Annotated in this window: 19 protein-coding genes; 9 read left to right on the plus strand and 10 right to left on the minus strand. The window is 69.9% G+C overall.

Annotated features, from left to right (window positions below; genetic code table 11):
- Window positions 1-54 precede the first annotated feature (54 nt).
- Entirely contained in the window at window positions 55-726 is a 672-nt protein-coding gene (locus tag IE212_RS03080) for a DUF4097 family beta strand repeat-containing protein (RefSeq protein WP_190196061.1), read from the plus strand.
- A 33-nt stretch (window positions 727-759) separates the two neighbouring features.
- Here IE212_RS03080 and IE212_RS34775 read toward each other — a convergent pair whose 3' ends face one another.
- Window positions 760-873, minus strand: coding sequence for a DUF397 domain-containing protein (locus IE212_RS34775; RefSeq protein ID WP_229864017.1), 114 nt, complete (start codon window positions 871-873; stop codon window positions 760-762).
- The gene (locus IE212_RS03085; RefSeq protein ID WP_190196062.1) at window positions 821-1,780 is read right to left on the minus strand and encodes a helix-turn-helix domain-containing protein; all 960 of its coding nucleotides are present in this window, start codon (window positions 1,778-1,780) and stop codon (window positions 821-823) included. The genes IE212_RS34775 and IE212_RS03085 overlap by 53 nt, the downstream gene beginning before the upstream one ends.
- 105 nt (window positions 1,781-1,885) lie before the next feature.
- Between IE212_RS03085 and IE212_RS35510 the strand changes: the two genes are divergently transcribed.
- Window positions 1,886-2,491, plus strand: coding sequence for a DUF7848 domain-containing protein (locus tag IE212_RS35510; protein WP_190196063.1), 606 nt, complete (start codon window positions 1,886-1,888; stop codon window positions 2,489-2,491).
- A gap of 962 nt (window positions 2,492-3,453) precedes the next feature.
- On the opposite strand, the gene uvrA is transcribed toward IE212_RS35510, so the two are convergent.
- Window positions 3,454-5,964: an excinuclease ABC subunit UvrA gene (uvrA, locus tag IE212_RS03095; RefSeq protein WP_190196064.1), complete on the minus strand. Its 2,511-nt coding sequence runs from the start codon at window positions 5,962-5,964 to the stop codon at window positions 3,454-3,456.
- 81 nt (window positions 5,965-6,045) lie between these two features.
- Between uvrA and IE212_RS03100 the strand changes: the two genes are divergently transcribed.
- The 3 genes from IE212_RS03100 to IE212_RS03110 all read left to right on the plus strand — a co-directional run bounded on the left by IE212_RS03100 (window position 6,046) and on the right by IE212_RS03110 (window position 8,838).
- Window positions 6,046-6,849, plus strand: coding sequence for a MerR family transcriptional regulator (locus IE212_RS03100; protein WP_190196065.1), 804 nt, complete (start codon window positions 6,046-6,048; stop codon window positions 6,847-6,849).
- A gap of 4 nt (window positions 6,850-6,853) precedes the next feature.
- A complete protein-coding gene (locus tag IE212_RS03105) occupies window positions 6,854-7,306 on the plus strand; it encodes a nucleoside deaminase (RefSeq protein WP_190196066.1) in 453 nt (150 codons plus the stop codon).
- Window positions 7,307-7,440: 134 nt separating this feature from the next.
- Window positions 7,441-8,838 carry a condensation domain-containing protein gene (locus tag IE212_RS03110; RefSeq protein WP_190196067.1) on the plus strand — a complete coding sequence of 466 codons (1,398 nt, stop codon included), beginning with the start codon at window positions 7,441-7,443 and terminating at the stop codon, window positions 8,836-8,838.
- 221 nt (window positions 8,839-9,059) lie between these two features.
- Here IE212_RS03110 and IE212_RS03115 read toward each other — a convergent pair whose 3' ends face one another.
- From IE212_RS03115 to IE212_RS03135, 5 genes are all read right to left on the minus strand, one after another.
- Window positions 9,060-9,983 (minus strand): AfsR/SARP family transcriptional regulator, encoded by a 924-nt coding sequence (locus IE212_RS03115; protein WP_190196068.1) that lies wholly within the window; start codon window positions 9,981-9,983, stop codon window positions 9,060-9,062.
- A 273-nt stretch (window positions 9,984-10,256) separates the two neighbouring features.
- Window positions 10,257-11,867: an MFS transporter gene (locus IE212_RS03120; protein ID WP_190196069.1), complete on the minus strand. Its 1,611-nt coding sequence runs from the start codon at window positions 11,865-11,867 to the stop codon at window positions 10,257-10,259.
- A gap of 222 nt (window positions 11,868-12,089) precedes the next feature.
- Window positions 12,090-12,707 (minus strand): NUDIX hydrolase, encoded by a 618-nt coding sequence (locus IE212_RS03125; RefSeq protein WP_190196070.1) that lies wholly within the window; start codon window positions 12,705-12,707, stop codon window positions 12,090-12,092.
- A gap of 107 nt (window positions 12,708-12,814) precedes the next feature.
- Complete coding sequence (gene folE, locus IE212_RS03130; RefSeq protein WP_190196071.1) at window positions 12,815-13,351, minus strand: GTP cyclohydrolase I; 537 nt, start codon at window positions 13,349-13,351, stop codon at window positions 12,815-12,817.
- A 90-nt stretch (window positions 13,352-13,441) separates the two neighbouring features.
- A complete protein-coding gene (locus IE212_RS03135) occupies window positions 13,442-13,843 on the minus strand; it encodes a cupin domain-containing protein (RefSeq protein WP_190196072.1) in 402 nt (133 codons plus the stop codon).
- Window positions 13,844-14,020: 177 nt separating this feature from the next.
- Between IE212_RS03135 and IE212_RS03140 the strand changes: the two genes are divergently transcribed.
- From IE212_RS03140 to IE212_RS03155, 4 genes are all read left to right on the plus strand, one after another.
- Window positions 14,021-14,719, plus strand: coding sequence for a phosphoribosylaminoimidazolesuccinocarboxamide synthase (locus IE212_RS03140; RefSeq protein WP_190196073.1), 699 nt, complete (start codon window positions 14,021-14,023; stop codon window positions 14,717-14,719).
- Complete coding sequence (locus tag IE212_RS03145) at window positions 14,716-15,468, plus strand: SDR family NAD(P)-dependent oxidoreductase (RefSeq protein ID WP_190196074.1); 753 nt, start codon at window positions 14,716-14,718, stop codon at window positions 15,466-15,468. Before IE212_RS03140 ends, IE212_RS03145 begins: the two co-directional genes overlap by 4 nt.
- A 105-nt stretch (window positions 15,469-15,573) precedes the next feature.
- The gene (locus tag IE212_RS03150; protein WP_190196075.1) at window positions 15,574-16,047 is read left to right on the plus strand and encodes a hypothetical protein; all 474 of its coding nucleotides are present in this window, start codon (window positions 15,574-15,576) and stop codon (window positions 16,045-16,047) included.
- Window positions 16,044-16,868, plus strand: coding sequence for an HAD family hydrolase (locus IE212_RS03155; RefSeq protein ID WP_190196076.1), 825 nt, complete (start codon window positions 16,044-16,046; stop codon window positions 16,866-16,868). The genes IE212_RS03150 and IE212_RS03155 overlap by 4 nt, the downstream gene beginning before the upstream one ends.
- 107 nt (window positions 16,869-16,975) lie before the next feature.
- On the opposite strand, the gene ccsB is transcribed toward IE212_RS03155, so the two are convergent.
- Window positions 16,976-18,058 (minus strand): c-type cytochrome biogenesis protein CcsB, encoded by a 1,083-nt coding sequence (gene ccsB / locus IE212_RS03160; protein ID WP_190196077.1) that lies wholly within the window; start codon window positions 18,056-18,058, stop codon window positions 16,976-16,978.
- Complete coding sequence (resB, locus tag IE212_RS03165; protein ID WP_190196078.1) at window positions 18,055-19,812, minus strand: cytochrome c biogenesis protein ResB; 1,758 nt, start codon at window positions 19,810-19,812, stop codon at window positions 18,055-18,057. The genes ccsB and resB overlap by 4 nt, the downstream gene beginning before the upstream one ends.

Consider the following 19,812-nt stretch of genomic DNA (forward strand, 5'->3'; position numbering starts at 1 on the left):
CGTAGCGTTTCTGTCATCGGAAACATCGGAAACAACGAGCCCAAGGAGCGCACGATGCAGAAGTTCGACACCCCCGCCCAGGTGACCGCCGTCCTCGACATCCCCGCCGGACGCATCCAGGTCATCGCCGCCGACCGCACCGACAGCACGGTCGAGGTCCGGCCCACGGACGCCACCAAGAGCCGCGACATGAAAACGGCGGAGCAGATCGAGGTCACCTACGGCGACGGCGTCCTGCGGGTCAAGGCACCGGAGGCGAAGAACCGGATCCTCGGAGACGTCGGATCCGTCGAGGTGACGGTCCAGCTGCCGGCCGGTTCCCACATCGAGGCGAAGACGCACGCGGCCGAACTGCGTGGCGTCGGACGGCTCGGCGAGGTCGCCTTCGAGGGCGGCTACCGCTCGGTCAAGCTCGACGAGGCCGCGAGTGCCCGCCTCACCGGCCATGACTGCGACATCTCAGTCGGCCGCCTCACCGGCCCCGCGGAGATCAGCACCCAACGGGGCGGCATCACGGTCACCGAGGCCGTACGCGGCACGGTCACGCTGCGCGTCGAGCAGGGCGACATCACGATCGGCGCCGCTCCCGGCGTCTCCGCCTCCCTGAACGCCGGCACCGGCTACGGCCGCATCAGCAACACCCTCAAGAACTCCGACGGCGCCGACGCCGCCCTCACGATCCACGCGACCACCGCGCAGGGCGACATCACGGCCCGCAGCCTCTGAGGGCAGATCGGCGGATGCGGGGCGGGCAGTAGGTCAGCGCAGGGCTGTGAGGAACGAGGACCAGGCGGACCGGGTCACGACCAGGACCGGTCCGTCAGGGGTCTTGCTGTCGCGGATGGGGACGGCGGCGGGGAAATCGGGGGCGATTTCCACGCAGTTGCCGCCGTTTTCGCCGCTGTGGCTGCTCTTGATCCAGTTCGCCGCGCAGAGTTCGTGCCTGTTCATGCTGCTCGTACCCCTCCATCGCGTCGCTGATCAGGGCGACCGACTCGCGGACCGACAGAGCGTCTGCCCTGAGCACATCATAGGCGTGGCTATGCCTTCTGAAGACGGCCGGATCGTCGCTGAAGTGGCCTCGGTCCAACGACTCCGAATACACCCACCGATGCCCGTCCGGCAGCTCGATCAGCGACATGGAGACGTTGGGCCGGAGCAGTTCCGAGAAGCTTGCTGGAGCGACTTGAAGACGGATGTTGGGGCGCCTTGCGACAGTGAGCAAGTGGGCACACTGGTCCCGCATGATTCCCGGCCCACCGACCACGTTGCGCAGGCAGCTCTCGTCCAGGATGGCGATGTACAGGGGTCCATCCTCAGCCAGAAACCGCCGCTGCCGACTCAGTCGGGCGCGAGCCCGCTCCTCGACTTCGTCGCCGCTGGCAACGCGTGCGAACAGCGCACGGACGTAATCACCTGTTTGCAACAACCCCGGAACCAGACGCTCTTGGTACTCCCGCAGGCTCACGGCCTCCTCATCCATCTCGGCCCGCCGCCGGAACCAATCCGGATGCTCCACCTGCGGATACCAGTCGATCCGCCCCCACAACCGTGCCAACACCCCACCCGTGCCCAGAAGCTCGTCGCACGCCTTCGCGAAGGAGTCCTGCGGCACGCGCGTGCCCGCCTCCACTCGCGCCACGTGCGAACGGTCGCACGGAATCTGCCTCGCCAACCCCTCCTGCGTCAGCAGTGCCGCCTCGCGGAAGTGCCGCAGCACCTCGCCGAACACGGCCGCCGTGCTCGCTCCCGACTCCGCCCCGCCGTTCCGTCGGCTCACGGCATCCCCCTCCGTGACAGTGCACCGGTGTCACACGCAAAGCATTGAACCGTGCCGTTCCGGTGCGCAACGCTCTATGCACACAGAGTTACGGAGGTGCGCGAAATGGAACCGGGAACGCTCGTCTACGACCCGCAGACGAACAGGGTCGGCGAGTATCGGGACAGAACCGGCCCGCATGTGATGCTGCGCCCGGTCGGCGGTGGCCGGGAGTGGCAGGCGGACCCGGAGAGGATCCGGCCGGCGACCCTGGACGAGCGGCTCAGTGCGGGCGTACGGGCCGTCAACGACCGCTCCAGGGAGGGGCTGTCTGCCGATCCCGCCCGGCCCCCGCTGCCGGTGCGGGGGTGCGCGGCGTGCGAGGAGCTGTCGGTCCGGCGGGACAGGGCGCGGGCGGCGTTCGACGCGAGTGCCGTGACGGACGCGAACGTTCTGCTGCGCAAGCACCAACGGGAGGAGCACGGCGGGGAGTCGGCGGGACGCCGGGTCTTCCGGTACGTGCCGTACTCGATCGTGCAGGACGCGTCCGCGCTGCCCGAGTACCAGGCGTACTGCGTCTCGGGCGAGGAGGCGGACTGCGGGGCGACGTCGGGGCCGTGCCGGTCACCCGGCGAGGTCGAGGAGTGGCAGCGCAGGCACACCCAGGAGACCCACCACCTGCGCTACCGGCGCAGTTTCGCCGACTACGCCGTGCTGGAGAGGCACCACTGACGAAGAAGACGAGGACGACGAAGTGACTGTCGGGGCCACTCGCTTCTTTGCCAGTGTCGTGCTTCCACGGCCTGCCTCAAGGGCGCTGCACTCCGCTGCGCTGCGTTCCGCGTCGCCTTCGGCGATGGCCCTGCGGGCCACCCTTGACCCAGTCCGCTCCAGCACGGGAAGAGAAGCGAGCGAGCGGCCGGGGAGGAACGGGTGGCCAAGGCACGTCGCCCCCTTCGGTCGGCTGCGTAGCCGCTCGGCGAGGAGGGGCGCGGTCGCGCCTCGCCAGCACGCCGGGTGGGCTTGGCGGCGAACCGTGGGTGGGAGTTCGGCCTACCGTGATCGGTGGGTGCGTCGGCTCGGCACGGCTCGTCTCACGGAAACGGGCACGGGCACGGGCACGGGGTGATTCGGGGGTCCGGAGCAGCAAGTGGAGCGTTTGTGCCAAGGGCCGGTGCGAAAGCGCAGGTCAGGGAGAGAGCCCGTGGCACAAATGCTCCAATTCCCCACTCCCACGCCACTTCCCGACCCCATCAGCACCCCACACCACCAACGAACCCCGCAAAGCGGCCCCACCAACCCACCGATAACCGCCAAGCCCACCAACCCACCGAAGGCCGCCGATCCCACCCGGCGTGCCCCCACCCACCCAACGCGGCAGGGGGGCGCCGCCACACCACCCACCCACGGATGGCCGCTGAGCCCACCCGGTGTGCTGGCGAGGTGCGACCGCGCCCCCGATCGCCGGGCGGCCACGCAGCCGGCCTAAGGGGGCAAGGAACCTGGGACCCCGCTTTCCCCGGGCCGCCCGCTCGCTTCTCTCGCGTGCTGGAGCGGACTGGGTCAAGGGTGGCCCGCAGGGCCATCGCCGAAGGCGACGCGGAACGCAGCGCAGCGGAGTGCAGCGCCCTTGACGCAGGCCGTGGAAGCACGACACTGGCAAAGAAGCGGGCGGCCCGAGAGCACTGCGCACGTCACCCGGTCAGGAACCCACCCGTCAGAGAGGAACCGGACGCCCCCATGGCCGCCACGTCCTCCGGCGTCCCCTCCGCCACGACCCGGCCCCCGCCCGCGCCGCCCTCCGGCCCCAGGTCGATCAGCCAGTCCGAGGCCCGGGCGACATCCGTGTTGTGCTCGATGGTGACGACCGAGTGCCCGGCGTCGACCAGGCGCTGGAGGACGTCGAGGAGGCGGGCGGTGTCGGCGGAGTGCAGACCCGTGGTCGGTTCGTCGAGGAGGTACAGGACACGGCCGGTCGTCCGCCGTCCCAGTTCCTTCGCGAGCTTCAGGCGCTGGGCCTCGCCGCCGGAGAGGGTGGTGGCGGGCTGGCCGAGCGGGAGGTAGCCGAGGCCGACGTCCGCCATGCGGCGCAGCCGGGTGGCGACCGCCGGGACGTCCGCGAAGACGGTCAGGGCCTCGTCCACCGTCGCCTGCAGCACCTCGGCGATGTCGTGGCCCTCGTGCCGGACCGACAGGACTTCCGGCCGGAAGCGGCGGCCCCTGCACGTCGGGCAGCGCACCTCGACCGCCGGGAGGAAGTGCATGCGGACGGTGAGGACGCCCGCGCCCTCGCAGCGTTCGCAGCGTCCGCCGGGCACGTTGAAGGAGAAGTGGCCGGCGGTGAAGGCGCCGCGGCTGCGGGCGGCGAAGACCTCGCGGATGGGGGTGAAGACGTCCGAGTAGGTGGCCGCGTTGGAGCGCGGCACGCGGCTGACCGGCTCCTGGTCTATGAGGACGGCCTTGGACAGGTGCTCCCAGCCGTCGATGCCGTCGTGCTCGGCGGGCGGGTCTCCGGCGCGGTGGAAGTGGCGGCGGGCGGCCCGGCCGAGGGTGTCCAGCAGCAGCGTCGACTTGCCCGAGCCGGACGGGCCGGTGACCGTCACCAGGCGGCGCAGCGGGATCCGCACGGTCAGGTCCTTGAGGTTGTGGGCCCTGGCCCCTCGGATCACCACCGCCTGGTCACTGTCGCCGCGTCGGCGTGAACTCGGCGCGGACAGGCGGCCGGAGAGGTACGCGCCGGTGACCGAGCCCTCGGTCTGGGCGACCTCCTCGGGAGTGCCGGCGGCGACGATCCGGCCGCCGTCCCGGCCCGCGCCGGGGCCGACGTCGACGACGTGGTCGGCGGCGCGCAGCACGTCGAGGTCGTGTTCGACGACCAGCACGGTGTTGCCGAGGTCCCGCAGGCGGCGCAGGACGCCGACGAGGCGGGCGGTGTCGCGGGGGTGCAGGCCGATGGTCGGCTCGTCCAGGACGTAGAGCACGCCGGTCAGTCCGGAGCCGAGCAGGGCGGCCAGCCGGAGACGTTGGGTCTCGCCGGCGGAGAGGCTGGGGGTGGCCTGCCCGAGGGTGAGGTAGCCGACCCCGACGTCCGTCAGGCGCCGTACCCGTTCCTCCAGGTCGGCGGCGACCGGTTCCACGAGCAGCCACTCGTCCTCGTCGGACCGCTCGCGCAGACCGGCGAGCCAGGTGCCGAGGTCGGTCAGCGGGAGCCGCGTGGCCTCGACGATGGTGAGGCCGTGCACGGTCACCGCCCGGCTCTCCGGCCGCAGCCGGGCCCCGCCACACTCCTCGCAGAGCTGCTTCACCAGGCCCTGCTGTTCGGCGCGTTCGCGGTACTCGGGGTCGTCGGCGCGGTCGTCGTAGCGGCGCAGCAGTGCTGTCGCGACCCCTTCGAAGCGGCCCGCCGACACGGTCTTCGGCGGTTCGGTGCCGGGGAAGTGCCGCCGGAACTCGGGGCTTTCGACGCCGTGCAGCAGCAGGTCGCGCTCCTGATCGCTCAGGTCGCCGACCGGCCGGCCGGTGTCGAAGGCGAATCCGTAGTGCTGTGCGGCGGCGCGCAGTTGGGGGAGGCTCCACTCGGTGTACTTCGCGTTCCAGCCGCGTACCGCGCCCTCGGCGACCGACTTCGTGCCGTCGACCAGGCGCCGTATGTCGGGGCGGATGACCTCACCGAGGCCGGTGCAGGCGGGGCAGGCTCCGGCGGGCTTGTTGAACGAGAAGCAGCCCATGACCAGTTCGGGCACCAGGCAGCCGCAGTGCGGGCAGGGCCGTTGCTCGCCCTCGGCGTCCTCGTCGACGTCGGCGGCCTCGGCGGCGTTCGCGTACGACGGCGGGATGCTCTTGCCGCAGTCCGGGCACGGCCGTGTCCCGATGCGGGACCAGAGCAGCCGCAGGTAGGTGAAGACCTCGGTGACCGTGCCGACCGTGGAGCGCGGGCTGCGGTTGGTGAGGTGCTGGTCGACGCTGATGGACGGGGACAGGCCGGTGATCGAGTCGACGGCGGGTTTGCTGGTCCAGCCGGTGACCATGCCCAGCGACTCGAGGTACTGCCGCTGGCCCTCCTGGTGGAGGGTGTCGAAGGCGAGTGTGGACTTGCCCGAGCCGGACAGGCCGGTCAGCACGACCAGCTTGTTCTTCGGCAGGGAGAGGGAGACGTCGCGGAGGTTGTGGAGTCGGGCGCCGGTGACCCGGATGCAGTTGTCCATTCCTTCAAGTCTTCCATTTAAGTGCTGTGTTGAGACTTTTGAGGCGCGTCCTGCTCCTGCTGCGCCGTAACCTTCAAATCGATGACCGACGCACGCCGCCTCCGCCCCGTCGACCTGGCCCGCCTGGCCGGGGTCTCGACGCAGCAGATCCGCAACTACGAGGACGCCGGCCTGCTGCCGCCGGCGGCGCGGACCGCGTCCGGCTACCGCGCCTACACCGATCTGCACCGCGGTGCGCTGCTGGCGTACCGGACACTGCTGCGGGGGTACGGGCCGGTGACGGCGGCGCCGGTCATGCGGGCGCTGCACGGCGGTGACGTCCCGGGCGCGCTCGCGCTGGTCGACGCGGCGCACGCCGCCCTGCACGAGGAGCGGGTGTCCCTGCGGGCCGCGAGCGAGGCCCTGGAGCTCCTGGCGGCCGAGCCGCCCGCCCCGCTGCCCCGCTCCGGCGGCCTGCGCATCGGGGAGGTGGCGGCGCTGCTGGGTGTACGGACGTCCGCGCTGCGGGTGTGGGAGGGGGCCGGGCTGCTCACGCCGGGGCGCGAGCGGGGCACGGGCTACCGGGTCTACGGGCCCGCCGATGTGCGCGACGCCCGGCTGGTGCAGATCCTGCGCCGCAGTCACTATCTGTTCGACCAGATCAGGCCGGTTCTGGAGGGGCTGCGCCGGGAGGGCGGCAGCGCTGCCCTGCGGGCGGCGATCGCGGCGCGCGGTGCGGCCCTGACGGCCCGCGGCAGGGCCATGATCGAGGGCGCGGGTGCCCTCCACGCCTACCTGGAGCGGCTCGATGCCGCAGGCGCGGCGGACATCGGCGCAGGTATCGGCTCAGGCAACGGCTCAAGCAGTGGCTCAGGTTACGAAGAGCCCGGGCCCGGTCATGCATGAGGTCATGGATCAGGCACAGGCACGCGTATGGCTCGCCGCCGCCGTCGAGGAGGCCCGCGCGGGTCTCGCCGAGGGCGGTATCCCGGTCGGTGCCGCCCTCTACGGCGCCGACGGCACCCTGCTGGGCCGTGGCCGCAACCGGCGCGTCCAGGACGGCGATCCCAGCCTGCACGCGGAGACGGCGGCCTTCCGGGCGGCGGGCCGGCAACGCTCGTACCGGGGCACCACGATGGTGACGACCCTGTCCCCCTGCTGGTACTGCTCCGGGCTGGTCCGGCAGTTCGGCATCTCCCGTGTGGTGATCGGCGAGGCGGTCACCTTCCACGGCGGCCACGACTGGCTGGCGGAACACGGTGTGGAGGTGGTGGTGCTGGACGACGGTGAGTGCGTCGCCCTGATGCGGGACTTCACCGCGAGCCACCCGGCGCTGTGGAACGAGGACATCGGCGTCACCTGAGCACTCCGCCGGGCCCGTATTTCCGTTCGAGAAGCCATCCGTTCCATTGAATTGCGGCGACACCCGGCGTCGCCGGTGGCAGGGTCCGCCATTCGTTTGGTCGGGTCTATCCCACCTGCGAACGGAGACGTCCTGTGCGAATGACTGATATCCAGCGCTGCGAGGTCCGACCTGGGCGCCTCTTCGAGTGGACACTCAGTCCGGCGACCGTCGCGACGGCGAAGGCCCTGCCGGAGGACTCCAGACCACCGGCGTACATCCAGGAGTCACACATCCGGACGGCCCGGTCCGTGCGCGAGGACGGTCTGTTCGTGCCGACCTGGCTGGGCGCGGCGTTCGACATCCCGGGGCGGGCCGACCTGGACGCGCTGGGCGAGGCGCTGCGCGGCTGGACGCTGCGGCACGAGACGCTGCGCAGCGGCTTCCGCTGGGCGGGCGGGCCCGGCGACTCGATCCGCCGCTTCACGCTCGACCCGGACGCCGTCTGGCTGCACCGCGAGGACGTCGGCGACTTCACCGACGCGGCGGCCCTGGCCCAGCACCTGCAGGACCGTTTCGACACCACGGCGGACGCCCTGCGCTGGCCCAACCTCATCTACACGGCGGTCGTCCGGGACGACTGCACCAGCGTGTACATGGCCTTCGACCACAGCAACGTCGACGCCTACTCCATCCACCGCATCCCCGCCGAGATCCACGAGCTGTACCGGGCCGCGGTCGCGGGCGGCGCCGTGGGGCCGGAGCCGGTGAGCAGCTACGTCGACTTCTGCGAGGCCGAGCGCGCGGACGCGGACCGCATCGACGCGGACCACGAGATCGTCGCCCGCTGGCGGGAGTTCATCCAGCGCTGCGACGGACGGCTGCCGGCCTTCCCCGTGGATCTGGGCCTGGAACCCGGCGGCGGGCTGCCCACGCAGAAGTTCATGCGCGAGATGATGGTGGACGCGGACGCCGCCGCCGCGTTCGAGTCGTACTGCCGCCCGTACGGCGGGAGCCTGGTCGGTGTTCTGGCCGCCACCGCCCTCTTCGTCCACGAGGTCGGCGGCGAGTCCGTCTACCGCACGGTCGTGCCGTTCCACACCCGGGTGAAGTCCCAGTGGTCGCAGTCGGTCGGCTGGTACGTGGGCGGCGCCCCGATCGAGGTTCCGCTGTCCGAGGCGTCCGACTTCCCGAGCGCCCTGCGCACCGTACGCGCCGCCCTCCAGGCCAACCGCAGGCTGGCCCGCATCCCCCTCGCCCGCGTCCTGCACCTGCTCGGCGCCGACTTCCGCCCCACCTCCCCCGACCTGTACTCGATCGTGTCGTTCGTCGACACGCGCGCCATCCCCGGCTCTCAGGACTGGACGGACCGGACGGCGTACGGGCTGCTCCGGGTGTCCTACGGCGACCAGGTCTGCGCCTGGATCACCCGCCTCCACGAAGGCCTGTGGTTCGCCGCCCGCTACCCGGACACCGACATCGCCCAGAAGAACATGCGGCTGTACGTCGAGCGGCTGCGGGACATCGTGGCGGGCACGGCTCGTCAGCTCTGAGCGGCACGGCACGACGCCCCGCCCGGCCAGGTCGAGTGGGGCGTCGAACCGGCCCTGCCACGCGGTACCTCGCCCGCGCTACTCGCCGAGGTCCTCCAGACGCTCCTCGATGACGTCCTCGATGCACGGCCTGAAGCGTTTGCCTCCAACGGGGATGCGCAGCAGCCTCGATCGACGGGTCACCGCGCCAGCGGCGCGACTCCCCGGCTCCGCGACGAGGCTCATGGCCTGCAGCGCTCCAGTAGCTCCGGGCCGCATGCCCAGTCGGGGCAGCCGGGGGCCCCGGACGGCACCCTGACACGGCGGACCGTGCGATGGGAGGCGTGCCACTGGGGCGGTCCTGATACGACTGGTGGGTTGGCCGCCGTCGCGAGGGTGTCCAGACTGGGGTTGCCGCGGAGAATCTGCTGCTCCAGCCGTTTCAGCCGGTCGCTCGGGTCGATCCCCAGCTCCTCGACGAGCATTCGCCTCACCCGTGCGTATGCGGCGAGGGCGTCCGCCTGGCGTCCCGTCCGGTGCAAGGCGACGATCAGCAGCTCCCACAGCCGTTCTCGGAACGGGTGCTGTCTGGTGAGAGTGGACAGCTCCGGTACGAGAGCGTCCGCCTGTCCCAGATCGAGTCGCGCCTGGGCGGCGCGTTCCACGGTAAGCAGTCGAAGTTCCGTCATGCGTTCCAGCTCGGCATGGACGGTCAGCGGCACGGGGAGCCCTTCGAGCGGATTCCCGCGCCAGAGGTCCAGGGCGGACTGGAGGCTCTGGGCAGCCTTTTCGACCTGTCCCGCTGCAATCTCCCGCTCGCCCTGCCGTAATCGGTTCATGAACAAGGAGAAATCCAGCTCGGACGTGCCCGCGCGCAGCAGGTATCCGCCCGTCAGCGTGGCAAGCCGCGGCTGTACATGGCCCTCGTCGTTCTCACCATCTCGGAGTAATCGGCGTAACGCGCTGATATATCCTCGGATGTTGACGGCCGCCGAGGGCGGAGGCTTTTCGCACCACACGGCTTCCACTAGATGGGGCACTGCCACCAAGTGATTCGCATTTATCAGAAGCGTGGCCAGTACGACTCGCTGTCTCAAACCACCGAGTCTCAGAGGAATTCCGTCGTCGGAAGACACTTCCAGCGGGCCGAGGACACTGAACCTCATAGCAGCCTCCATCACTCTTCTTGCACGGGTGTCCCGCTGTACAGCGGCACCCGAGAATACATCTCCACACCCTCCCGACTTAAACAATGACGATCTCATCCCGAAGGATCGTAGATGCAGTTATCTACTTCCTTTCGGGCGCTGACAGGCATGCCGAAGAGAGCCCTCCGAAGCCGGACCGGTTCCATCGCGCCGTATTGCACCAGTGCGTAATTCGCGGTAGCGGCGTGGCCGGGCGGTCGGGGCGACTGCGGTTCTTCCGCTGTCCGGCGGTCAGTCGGGGGAACGGCGGCCGGGCGGAGCCCCTCTGCCGGTCCCCGCCTCCACCGGAGGGTCCCCGTTCACTTCGTCCCGCTTCGCCGTCTTGTCCGGCTCCGTCCCCGTGACGTCCTTCGCCGTTCCCGCAGCGTCGTCGAGGGACCGGCGCGCCAGGTTCAGGCTGGCCAGCGTCAGCAGCACCAGGATGCCGACGCCGCACAGCGCCGACGCGTGCATGCCGCCGGTGAAGGCGGCCCGGGCGGTCGCGAGCATCTCGTCGCCGACCGCGTCCGGCAGGCGGCCGGCGGCCTCGGTGGCGCCCGCAAGCGTGGACCGGGCGAGATCGGCCAGCTCTGGCCGGACGCCCTCAGGCAGGGCGTCGCCGATCATCCGTGCTCCGTAGAACGCGGTGGCCACCGAGCCGAACGCTGCCACGCCCAGTGCGTTGCCGAGTTCGGCGCCCGTCTCCCCAAGGCCCGAGGCGTTGCCCGCGCGTTCCGGAGGCGCACTGCTGATGATGACGTCGTTGGTGAGGGCGAGTGCCGCCTGGACCCCGAAGGAAAGGACGGCGAAGCCGATGACGGTGAGCGCGAAGCCGGAGACCGGGCCCGCCAGGCTGATCAGTAAGAGCCCGGGCACGGCGAGCGCGAAGCCGCCCGCCATGACCCTGCCGGGATGCAGCTTGGCGGCAGCGGCCGGCGCGAGGAGGGTGCCCACCACCCCCGCCACCATCGCGGGCAGCGCCCACAGACCGGCGGCGAGGGGGGAGAGCCCCAGAACGAGCTGAAAGTACTGGAGGACCAGGAATTGTGTCCCGGTCACGACGAAGAGACCCATCGTCTGGCCCCCGAGCGCCACCGAGAATCCGGGCCGGCTGAAGAGCCGCAGGTCGAGCATGGGGTTGGTGATCCGCAACTGGCGGCGTACGAAGACGCCTCCGAAAACCACTCCGAGGGCGACGGCCAGCAGCGACGTCGCGCGGACACCGTCCTGCGCCACCTGCTTGAAGCCGTAGACAACCGGCAGCACCGTCACGATGGACAGGACGACGCTGAGCGGGTCCAACCGGCCCGGCTGGGGATCGCGGTACTCGGGCAGCAGTACGGGGCCGACGATCAGGAGGATCACTCCCACCGGCACACCGACCAGGAACACCGACCCCCACCAGAAGTGCTCCAGAAGCACGCCGCCGACAATTGGGCCGATCATCCCGCCGACGCTGAAGTTGGTCATCCACACCGCGATGGCGAACCGTCGCTGGTTCGGATCGCGGAATATATTGCTGATCAGCGACAAGGTGGACGGCATGAGGGTCGCACCCGCGATACCCAGGAGGGCCCGCGCCGCGATCAACATCGCCGCTCCGGTCGCATAGGCGGCGAGCAGCGACGCGGCGGCGAACGCTGCGGCGCCGATGAGCAGCAGTTTCCGCCGGCCGATCCGATCCCCGAGAGTCCCCATGGTGGCGAGGAACGACGCGACCAGGAACCCGTAGATGTCGACGATCCAGAGCAACTGCGCGCTGCTCGGCCTCAGACTCTCGCTGAGCTCAGGGGCGGCCAAGTGCAGCACGGACATGTCGAGACCGATGAGGATCGTCGGCAGCGCAAGGACTGCGAGTCCCATCCACTCCCGCCGACCTGCTCGCGTTGGTTCGTCGATAGTCACCGAAGGAACCTTTCCCCGCTCACCCAGACGGCTCAGGACGCCTCCGGGCTTGATCGAACTCCGGGCAATCGTAGGCGCGTTGGTCCGTCGGTGGAGTGGGGCCCGTGAGAGACCGGCCACCGGTCGCACCCCTCTGACCGCAAGAATGCTGGTCAAAGAACTGGCGCTCGTCGGCCCCTGTCAGAAAGTGGCGAGTTCATGCATGTGCGTGCCAAGGACCTTACGCACAGCGAGAGTGAGGGGGCGCTTCAACGCCTCTGCCGGGGTGAGCCAGACGGCGGTGGCACCCTCCGGGCCGAGGCGCACCGCGGCCTCGCCGCCGTCGCCTGCCTCACAGTGGTAGACCTGCCACACATGAGCGTCGGCACCCCGGCGGCACCCATCGCCCAGGATGGGTGTTCGGCCGACGAACCTCAATGGGCGCGCGGCCAGTCCGGTCTCCTCTTCCAGTTCGCGCGCCGCGGCCAGGTGCGGCGCCTCGCCCCGATCCACGTGTCCGGCCGGGATCGTCAGGCCGAAAGGAAACGCCGTCCGGTCGAAGAAGAGGAAGCGTCCGCGCGGGTCCCGCACGAAGACGCCCGCCGTAGCGTGCCAGTACTCGCCGTCCTCATCCGTCCACCAGGTGACCGCCGGGTCGAGTACCAGCGCTCGGTCCCGCACCGCTCCGCAGGCACCGCACACACAGTGCCGCCGGCCGTCCGTGGTGCGCCACTTAACCGCGTCCTCGTGGCACTGGAGACAGTAGTGGTGCACGGCCCCGTCGGTCAGTGCTCGCGGGGGCAGGAAGTCGAGCCGCATCGCCTCTCCTCACACAGTCGCCGGCCGGGACGGACGCCGTACTCGGCCGCGCGGCAGACAGCCCTGTGGCATGTCTGCCGCGCGGTGCCCGTGGCGGGGACGGGTCGTCAGACGTCCAGGCCGTAGCGGATGAACAGATCCTTGTCACCGGTGACGTAGGAGGTGTCGGTGATCACGGTCTGATCGGACGGGCCACGGCTGCACATGCACATGTGCCGTCCGTTGGAGACGACCCTCGCGGCGCGAGCACCCCCGGAGCTCATGATCTCCTCGGCGATCTCCTTCACCAGGTGCTCCTGGATCTGGAACCGCCTGCTGTACGCCTGCACGAGCCTCGGGAACTTGCCGAGGCCGAGGATGCGGTCGCCGGGGACGTACGAGATGGCTATCTTTCCGAAGAACGGCAGGAAGTGGTGGGCGCAGATGGAGAAGTAGTTGATGTCGTGCACCCGGACCACGCCCGCATGCTCACCTTCAATCTCGACGGTCGTCTTGAGGATCTTCGACGTGTCGATGTCGTAACCGCTGAGCAGCTCGCGGTAGGCACGGACGATGCGGGGCTCGCACTCCTCCTCCTGATACCAGTCCAGGGCTCGCTTGTCGGTCGTCACGTTCTCTTCGAGCCACTGAGCGATGCTGGTCATGCTGGGCCTCCTGCTGTGGGATCGACTTCGCTGTCGTCTTCTCCGGCCGGTTCGGCGGTCCGTGGGGACACGCTCCAGCCGGCGGTGCGTTCACTTCGTGTCGGCGGGCGGCCACTTCGCCGGCGGAGCCTGCCCGAGGAATTCGATGACCACGTTCCGGTAGAAACGGTCACCTCGGTTCACCAACCGGTGCGGCTTTCCACGCCGACGGTGCACCACCTCGCCGATGAAGTCATCCTGGTCCTCTATTTCGCCGTCCTCGTACTCCAGCCGCACCTGACCGGGGTGGTCGACAACGAATACGTAGTCCCAGGGATGCTCGTGCCATTCGCTGGCTTCGCCCGGCTGCAGCTCAAGCAGCCACACCCGAGTGCTGTCATCCTCGAACAGAAGCTTCGTCCCGGCCGTCCCGTAATGCCGGCCGGGGGTCTTTCCTCGTAGCTCGTCAGGTATTTCAGTGTTGCTGTGCTGCGCACTCTGGCCCTGCGCCATTCCGACGTTCCCTCCTAAGGGAAGACAACGTTCCGCGATGTGCCTCCGCCATATTGCCTCGGCCACGTACAAGCCCCGTACAGGCTGCGTACATTTCCGCAGACACCATGGGAAGCGGCCTGTCCGATGAGGTAAATTCCCCGCTCAATCGACAGAACCGTAAAAGGAGATGCGGAGATGACGAAGCGCACACGTCTGCCCGATGTCGAGGGCCGGAGTAAGAAACTCTGGATGAACGGCGACGGTACCTGCGATGTCGAATTGATACCGAGCCTGCGCAGCTTCACGTACGACCGGGACGCCCTGATGCCGCAGACCGCGGCGCTCCGCCTCGACTTCTACGAGGCAGCGGCCGAACGTCTCGCCGGCAAGGGCGTGAGAACAGTCTTCAGGGAACGGCTCGACTCCATCTCCTACCGGGCGGACTACGTGCCGGCACCGCCGTTCGAGGTCATCGTGAAGAACGTCGCCACCGGTTCCACCGTGCGTAAGTACCCCGGGCTCTTCCCTGAGGGTCACCGGTTCCAGCCCCCGGTGGTGAAGTTCGACTACCGGATCGATCCTGAGGATCAGCCGATCGGCGAGGACTACCTCCGCGCGGCGGGCGTGGACGTCACGGCCTTCCGCGAGTGCGCGCTCCAGTGCAACGACGCGCTGCGGTCTTGGCTGGCGCCGCTCGACCTGTGGGACTTCTGCCTGGTGGTGGGTGTCGGCGCGGACGGTGGACCCGTCGTCAATTCCGAAGTGTCGCCTGACTGCATGCGGCTGCGTGACGAGGCCGGCAATCCACTGGACAAGGACCTGTTCCGGCAGGGCGCCGACGAGAGCACAGTGGTGCGTGCCTGGACGGACCTGGTGCGCAGGATACGGGGATGAGCGCGGCCGCGGACGACATCGGCGCGACGAGGAAGGACGCCCGCGCGCCCCACACGGATGATCCCGTCGTGCTGCTGACCGGGGCCAACCGCGGCACCGGCCGGGCGGTGGCCGAGGAGCTGCATGCCTCTGGGTGGCGTGTTCACGCCCTCTCCCGGACACCCGCACGACTGCCCTGGATGCACGAGGTCATCTGCGACCTGCGACATCCCGAGCAGGTCGGCCTCGCCGTCGACCGGGTCGCCAAGGCCGCCGGCGGCCTGGACGCAGTGGTGACCGGCGGAGTCGTACGCGCCCTCGGCGACGTCGCCTCGCTCCCCCTTGACGACTGGCGGGAGGCGGTCGACGTCAATCTCACGTCGGTGCTGGCACTGGTGCAGTCGGCTTTGCCGCACCTGCGCCGCGGCGGGGGCCGAATCGTCCTGATGGGCAGCCACGCGGGCAGCCGCTTCTTCGAAGGCGGGGCCGCCTACTGCATGACGAAGGCATCGCTCAAGGCACTCGCCGAGGTGCTGCTGCTGGAGGAACGAGTGCACGGCGTCTGCACCACCCTGATCAGCCCGGGGGCCATCGCCAACTTACCTGGTGACGACTCACCGATGAAGATGGCCACCTCGTCAGTGGCACAGGCCGTGCGCTGGGCGCTGGAGGCGCCGGATGACACTGTCGTCGGCGAGCTCGAACTCCGGCCCGCCCGCATCCCCGCCCGCCCGGCGGTGTCCGGGCTGGACCGGCTTCAGGCCGTCTGACAGCGCGCGGCACCTTACGAAGCCGCTTCGCAACGCGTACGAACGCACGGCCTTGTCGTCCGTCCGCCTTGGGACGTCCGCACACCGATGTGGCGAAGGAGAGGCATGACCGAGCAGAACAAGCAGTTGGACGCGGTCACCGCAGAGAGCACCGTTGACACGAGTTGGGACCTCGCAGTGGGGTTGATCTCCGCCGTCGGCAACGTGTCCGACGCGCCGTTCTCGGCGAGCGGCGGAGTGCAGATCGGCTTCGCCTCCCGCCTGTGGATCTCCCTGGACATCAGCGGACGCCCGGTCTCCCTGGACGTCTTCGACGTCCCTTCGATCCTGGTGGGCATGGTGCCGCCGGCCCGGCGCGGCGAGGAAGGCGCGCCCGCCGCACCGCCGGGCACGATCCCCTGGCTCCTGGACCCCGACAGCAACTGGGTCTGGATCGCGCTGATCGCGGCGCCCGCGCGGCAGCGCCTTGTCCGCGAGGGCTGGGTCGAGGTGTGGCTGCACCAGGACCGGCCCGTGCGTCTCAAGGTGCGGGCGCCGGTCCGCGGAACTCCCGTATCGGCCAGGCGGTCCACACCGTGAGCGCGCCGGACCGCATCCGTCTGGTCTGCACCGATCTCGACGGCACACTGCTCAATGAGCGGGGCGCCGTCGGACCTCTGACCCACGCCGCGCTCACCGAAGCGGCGCGATGCGGCGTCCCAGTGGTGTGTGTGACCGGCCGTCCCCTGCGCGACGCGCTGTCCGTCTGCCGTGACATCGGCACGGACGGCTTGGTGGTGTGCAGCAACGGAGCAGTCGTGGCGGAGGTCGCGACCGGGAAGCCGCTGCGCTGCCGGGGCTTCTCCCGCCGCCGGGCCCGCACGGCCCTCGCCCGATTGCGCGCCCGGCTGCCCGGCGTGGTGCTCGGAGTGGACACCTTGCACGGACTTTTCCTGGAACGGGGATTCGAGAAGCTGGTACCGGACTGCTGGCAGCACGCGTGCGTTCCGGACGTCGCCGAGGTGCCGATCCCGGGCGACGGCGTGCTCAAGATTCTGGCCGTGCACCCCGACCTGGTGGGACCGTCGCTGGCGCGTCGTCTGGTCCACCCCGGCGACGGCGTCCTCGCGACCTGGTCCACGCCCTACTTCCTGGAGGTCGCGCCGACCGGCGTGGACAAGGGGGCGGCTCTGCGCTGGCTGGCCGACCACCACGCGATACGGGTCGCCGCTGTTGCCGCGGTCGGCGACATGCCCAACGACTTGCCGATGCTGCGCGCGGCCGGCCTCGCCGCTGCGGTCGCCAACGCCCACCCGTCGGTGCGCCGGTGCGCCGACCTGATCCTCCCCAGCAACGAGGAGGAGGGGGTGGCCGATCTGCTGTCGATGGTCCTGTCGGCACGGCAGGAGGAGATCAGGTGAGGTGCGGGGAGGGGGCGCCTCGGAAGCCGGCGCGGCGGCCGCCGACGCCGAGGCGCCGGCTTGGGGCGAGGTTCGGGTGAGCCGGATCCATGCTGTCCGTGCCCCGGTCACACGCCCGCGTACGAGTGCTTGCCGGAGACGAAGATGTTCACGCCGTAGTAGTTGAACAGCCAGCAGCCGAAGGCGAGGAGGGCCAGGTAGGCGGCCTTGCGGCCCTTCCAGCCGGCCGTGGCGCGGGCGTGCAGGTAGCCGGCGTAGGCGACCCAGGTGATGAACGACCAGGTCTCCTTCGGGTCCCAGCCCCAGTAGCGGCCCCAGGCGTCACCGGCCCAGATGGCGCCCGCGATGATCGTGAACGTCCACAGCGGGAAGACGGCGGCGTTGACGCGGTAGGAGAACTTGTCGAGGGAGGCCGACGACGGCAGCCGCTCCAGGACGGAGGTGGCGAAGGTGCCGGGACGGCCGCCGGTGGCGAGCTTGTTCTCGTAGGAGTCCTTGAAGAGGTACAGGACGGTGGAGACCGCGCCGACGTAGAAGACCGCGCCGCAGAAGATCGCGGTCGAGACGTGGATGTACAGCCAGTACGAGTGCAGGGCGGGGACCAGCTGGTCGCTGGCCGTGTAGAGGACGGTGACCGCGAGGCCGAGGTCCAGCAGGACCGTGGTGATCAGGAACAGGCCGAGCCAGCGGACGTTCTTGCGCAGCGCCAGCAGCAGGAGGTACACACCGACGGCGACCGTGGAGAACGTGATGTTGAACTCGTACATGTTGCCCCACGGCGCCCGCTCCACCGACAGGGCACGGGCCAGCACACCACCGGACTCGACCAGGAAGGCGAGGACCGTGAGGGAGACGGCGATACGGCCGTACAGGTCGCCCTGCGCGTCGCCGCCGTGCGCCCCGGGCCCGTCCGGCACGTCCCGCCGACCGGCCGACGCCCGCACGGTGACCTTGGGCCGCTCCAGGACGGCGGTGCCGCCGGCCTGGTTCGCGGTGACGGCGGGCGCCTGCTTCGCCCCGGCCGGCCCGGCGGTGAGCGCGGCGGCGGTCCTGGCGACCTTGCTGCGGCTGCCGAAGAGCCATTCGGCGATGTACGCGAAGAACGCCAGGGTGTAGACGGCCATCGCGGAGTAGATCAGCACGTTGCTGATGTTCGCGAGGTTTTCGTTGGTGGCGGCGGCGAGAGTCACTGCTGCTCAGCCCCTTCGGCGGGTACGGGGGTGTCGTGGCCCGGCTCCTGGTCGGGGTCGGGGTCGGGGTCGGGCGAATCTGCGGGACCGTCGGCGTCGGGCGCGGCCGGTGTCCGGTCGTAGAGCGTCCCGGCGAGTTCGCCGAGCTCCTCGGGCACCTTGGCGGACTCGCTGCGGCCGAGGCCCGCCATCTCGACGACGGTGACGCCGTCGGCGCCCTTGACCGCGCGCACCCAGACGCGGCGGCGCTGGATGAACAGGGAGGCGGCGAGACCGCCGATGGCGGCGATCGCCCCGGTGAGGGCCCAGCCGCCGCCGGGCTCCTGGACGACCTGGAAGCCGGCCCACTCCTTGACGTCCTTGCCGAAGGTGACCGAACCGGCGCCGTTCGGGAGCGTCATGGTCTCGCCGGGCCGCAGCAGCTTCTTGAACAGCTTGCCCTGGGAGTCCTTGAACTCCTTCATGTTGGTCTTGTCCATCTGGTACACGCTCTGCGGGATGCCCGAGTCGGCCCCCAGGTCGCCGTGGTAGGCGGACAGCGCGAGCACCGGGGAGTCCAGCGCCGGGAACTGCGACAGCATCGTGCCGCTGGCGGCGCCGCCGAAGGTCGGCACGAAGAAGGCGTTGAAGCCGAGCTGTTCCTTCTTGCCCTGGGGGTCGCGGTAGCCGTCGAGGACCTTGACGGCGCCGGAGGAGGTGACGTTGGAGTCGAGCGGCAGCAGCGGTACGGGGCTGTCGTAGACGACCTCGCCCTTGCCGTCGCGGACCGTGATGACGGGCGCGTAGCCGTGGCTGACCAGGTAGACCTTGGCGTCGCCGATCTCCAGCGGGTGGTTGACCTTGACGGTGGTCTTACGGTCCTTGCCGTAGGGGCCCGTGCTGTAGTCGAGCGCGGCCTGGTAGGTGCGCGGGGTGCCCTTGTTGGGGCCGGTGCGCTCGTAGGTGCCGGTGAACTTGTCCAGGTTGAAGCTGAACGGCACCAGGTCGTCGGGCGTGAAGAGGTTGCCGGACTTGAAGTCGTCGTACTGGGTGAGGGTGTTGGAGAAGCCGTCGCCCTCGACGATCAGCTTGTTGCCCTCGGACTTGTAGAGCTGGCCCCAGGCGAAGGCGACCAGCATCACGATGAGGGCGATGTGGAAGACGAGGTTGCCCAGTTCACGCAGGTAGCCCTTCTCGGCGGCGACGGAGTCACCGGCGAGGTGGGCGCGGAAGCGGCGCTTCTTCAGCAGGGCGAGGGCGGCGCTGTGGACCTGCTCGGGTTCGGCGGTGGTGCGCCAGGTGGTGTGGGCGGGCAGCCGGGTCAGCCGCTTGGGAGCGCCCGGCGGCAGGCCGCGCAGCTGGCCCACGAACTGCCAGGTGCGGGGCACGATGCAGCCGATGAGGGAGACGAACAGCAGGATGTAGATCGCGGAGAACCACACCGAGCTGTAGACGTGGAACAGGCCGAGCTTGTCGTAGATGTCACCGAGGGTGGGGTTGCCCTCGCGGAAGTCGGCGACCTTCGTCTCGTCCTGGCCGGACTGCGGGATGAGCGAGCCGGGGATCGCGCCGAGGGAGAGCAGCAGGAGCAGCAGCAGCGCGACCCGCATGGAGGTCAGCTGCCGCCAGAACCAGCGGGCCCAGCCGATGACGCCCAGCGAGGGCAGGCCGGCGGGTTCCTCCGTGGGGGCGGTGGACAGCTGGGAGCCGGCGGCGCCCAGGTCCTGGTCCTCGGGTGCGGGCGGGGCCGGTTCGGAGGCGGTGGTCTTGCTCAT

The organism is Streptomyces djakartensis, assembly GCF_014651075.1.
Lineage (GTDB): Bacteria > Actinomycetota > Actinomycetes > Streptomycetales > Streptomycetaceae > Streptomyces > Streptomyces djakartensis.

Coding starts and splice junctions, on each gene's coding strand:
- IE212_RS03080 (WP_190196061.1), top strand. CDS start 55: ATGCAGAAGTTCGACACCCCCGCCCAGGTGACCGCCGTCCTCGACATC.
- IE212_RS35510 (WP_190196063.1), top strand. CDS start 1,886: ATGGAACCGGGAACGCTCGTCTACGACCCGCAGACGAACAGGGTCGGC.
- uvrA (WP_190196064.1), bottom strand. CDS start 5,964: ATGGACAACTGCATCCGGGTCACCGGCGCCCGACTCCACAACCTCCGC.
- IE212_RS03100 (WP_190196065.1), top strand. CDS start 6,046: ATGACCGACGCACGCCGCCTCCGCCCCGTCGACCTGGCCCGCCTGGCC.
- IE212_RS03105 (WP_190196066.1), top strand. CDS start 6,854: ATGGATCAGGCACAGGCACGCGTATGGCTCGCCGCCGCCGTCGAGGAG.
- IE212_RS03115 (WP_190196068.1), bottom strand. CDS start 9,983: ATGAGGTTCAGTGTCCTCGGCCCGCTGGAAGTGTCTTCCGACGACGGA.
- IE212_RS03120 (WP_190196069.1), bottom strand. CDS start 11,867: ATGGGACTCGCAGTCCTTGCGCTGCCGACGATCCTCATCGGTCTCGAC.
- IE212_RS03125 (WP_190196070.1), bottom strand. CDS start 12,707: ATGCGGCTCGACTTCCTGCCCCCGCGAGCACTGACCGACGGGGCCGTG.
- folE (WP_190196071.1), bottom strand. CDS start 13,351: ATGACCAGCATCGCTCAGTGGCTCGAAGAGAACGTGACGACCGACAAG.
- IE212_RS03135 (WP_190196072.1), bottom strand. CDS start 13,843: ATGGCGCAGGGCCAGAGTGCGCAGCACAGCAACACTGAAATACCTGAC.
- IE212_RS03140 (WP_190196073.1), top strand. CDS start 14,021: ATGACGAAGCGCACACGTCTGCCCGATGTCGAGGGCCGGAGTAAGAAA.
- IE212_RS03145 (WP_190196074.1), top strand. CDS start 14,716: ATGAGCGCGGCCGCGGACGACATCGGCGCGACGAGGAAGGACGCCCGC.
- IE212_RS03150 (WP_190196075.1), top strand. CDS start 15,574: ATGACCGAGCAGAACAAGCAGTTGGACGCGGTCACCGCAGAGAGCACC.
- resB (WP_190196078.1), bottom strand. CDS start 19,812: ATGAGCAAGACCACCGCCTCCGAACCGGCCCCGCCCGCACCCGAGGAC.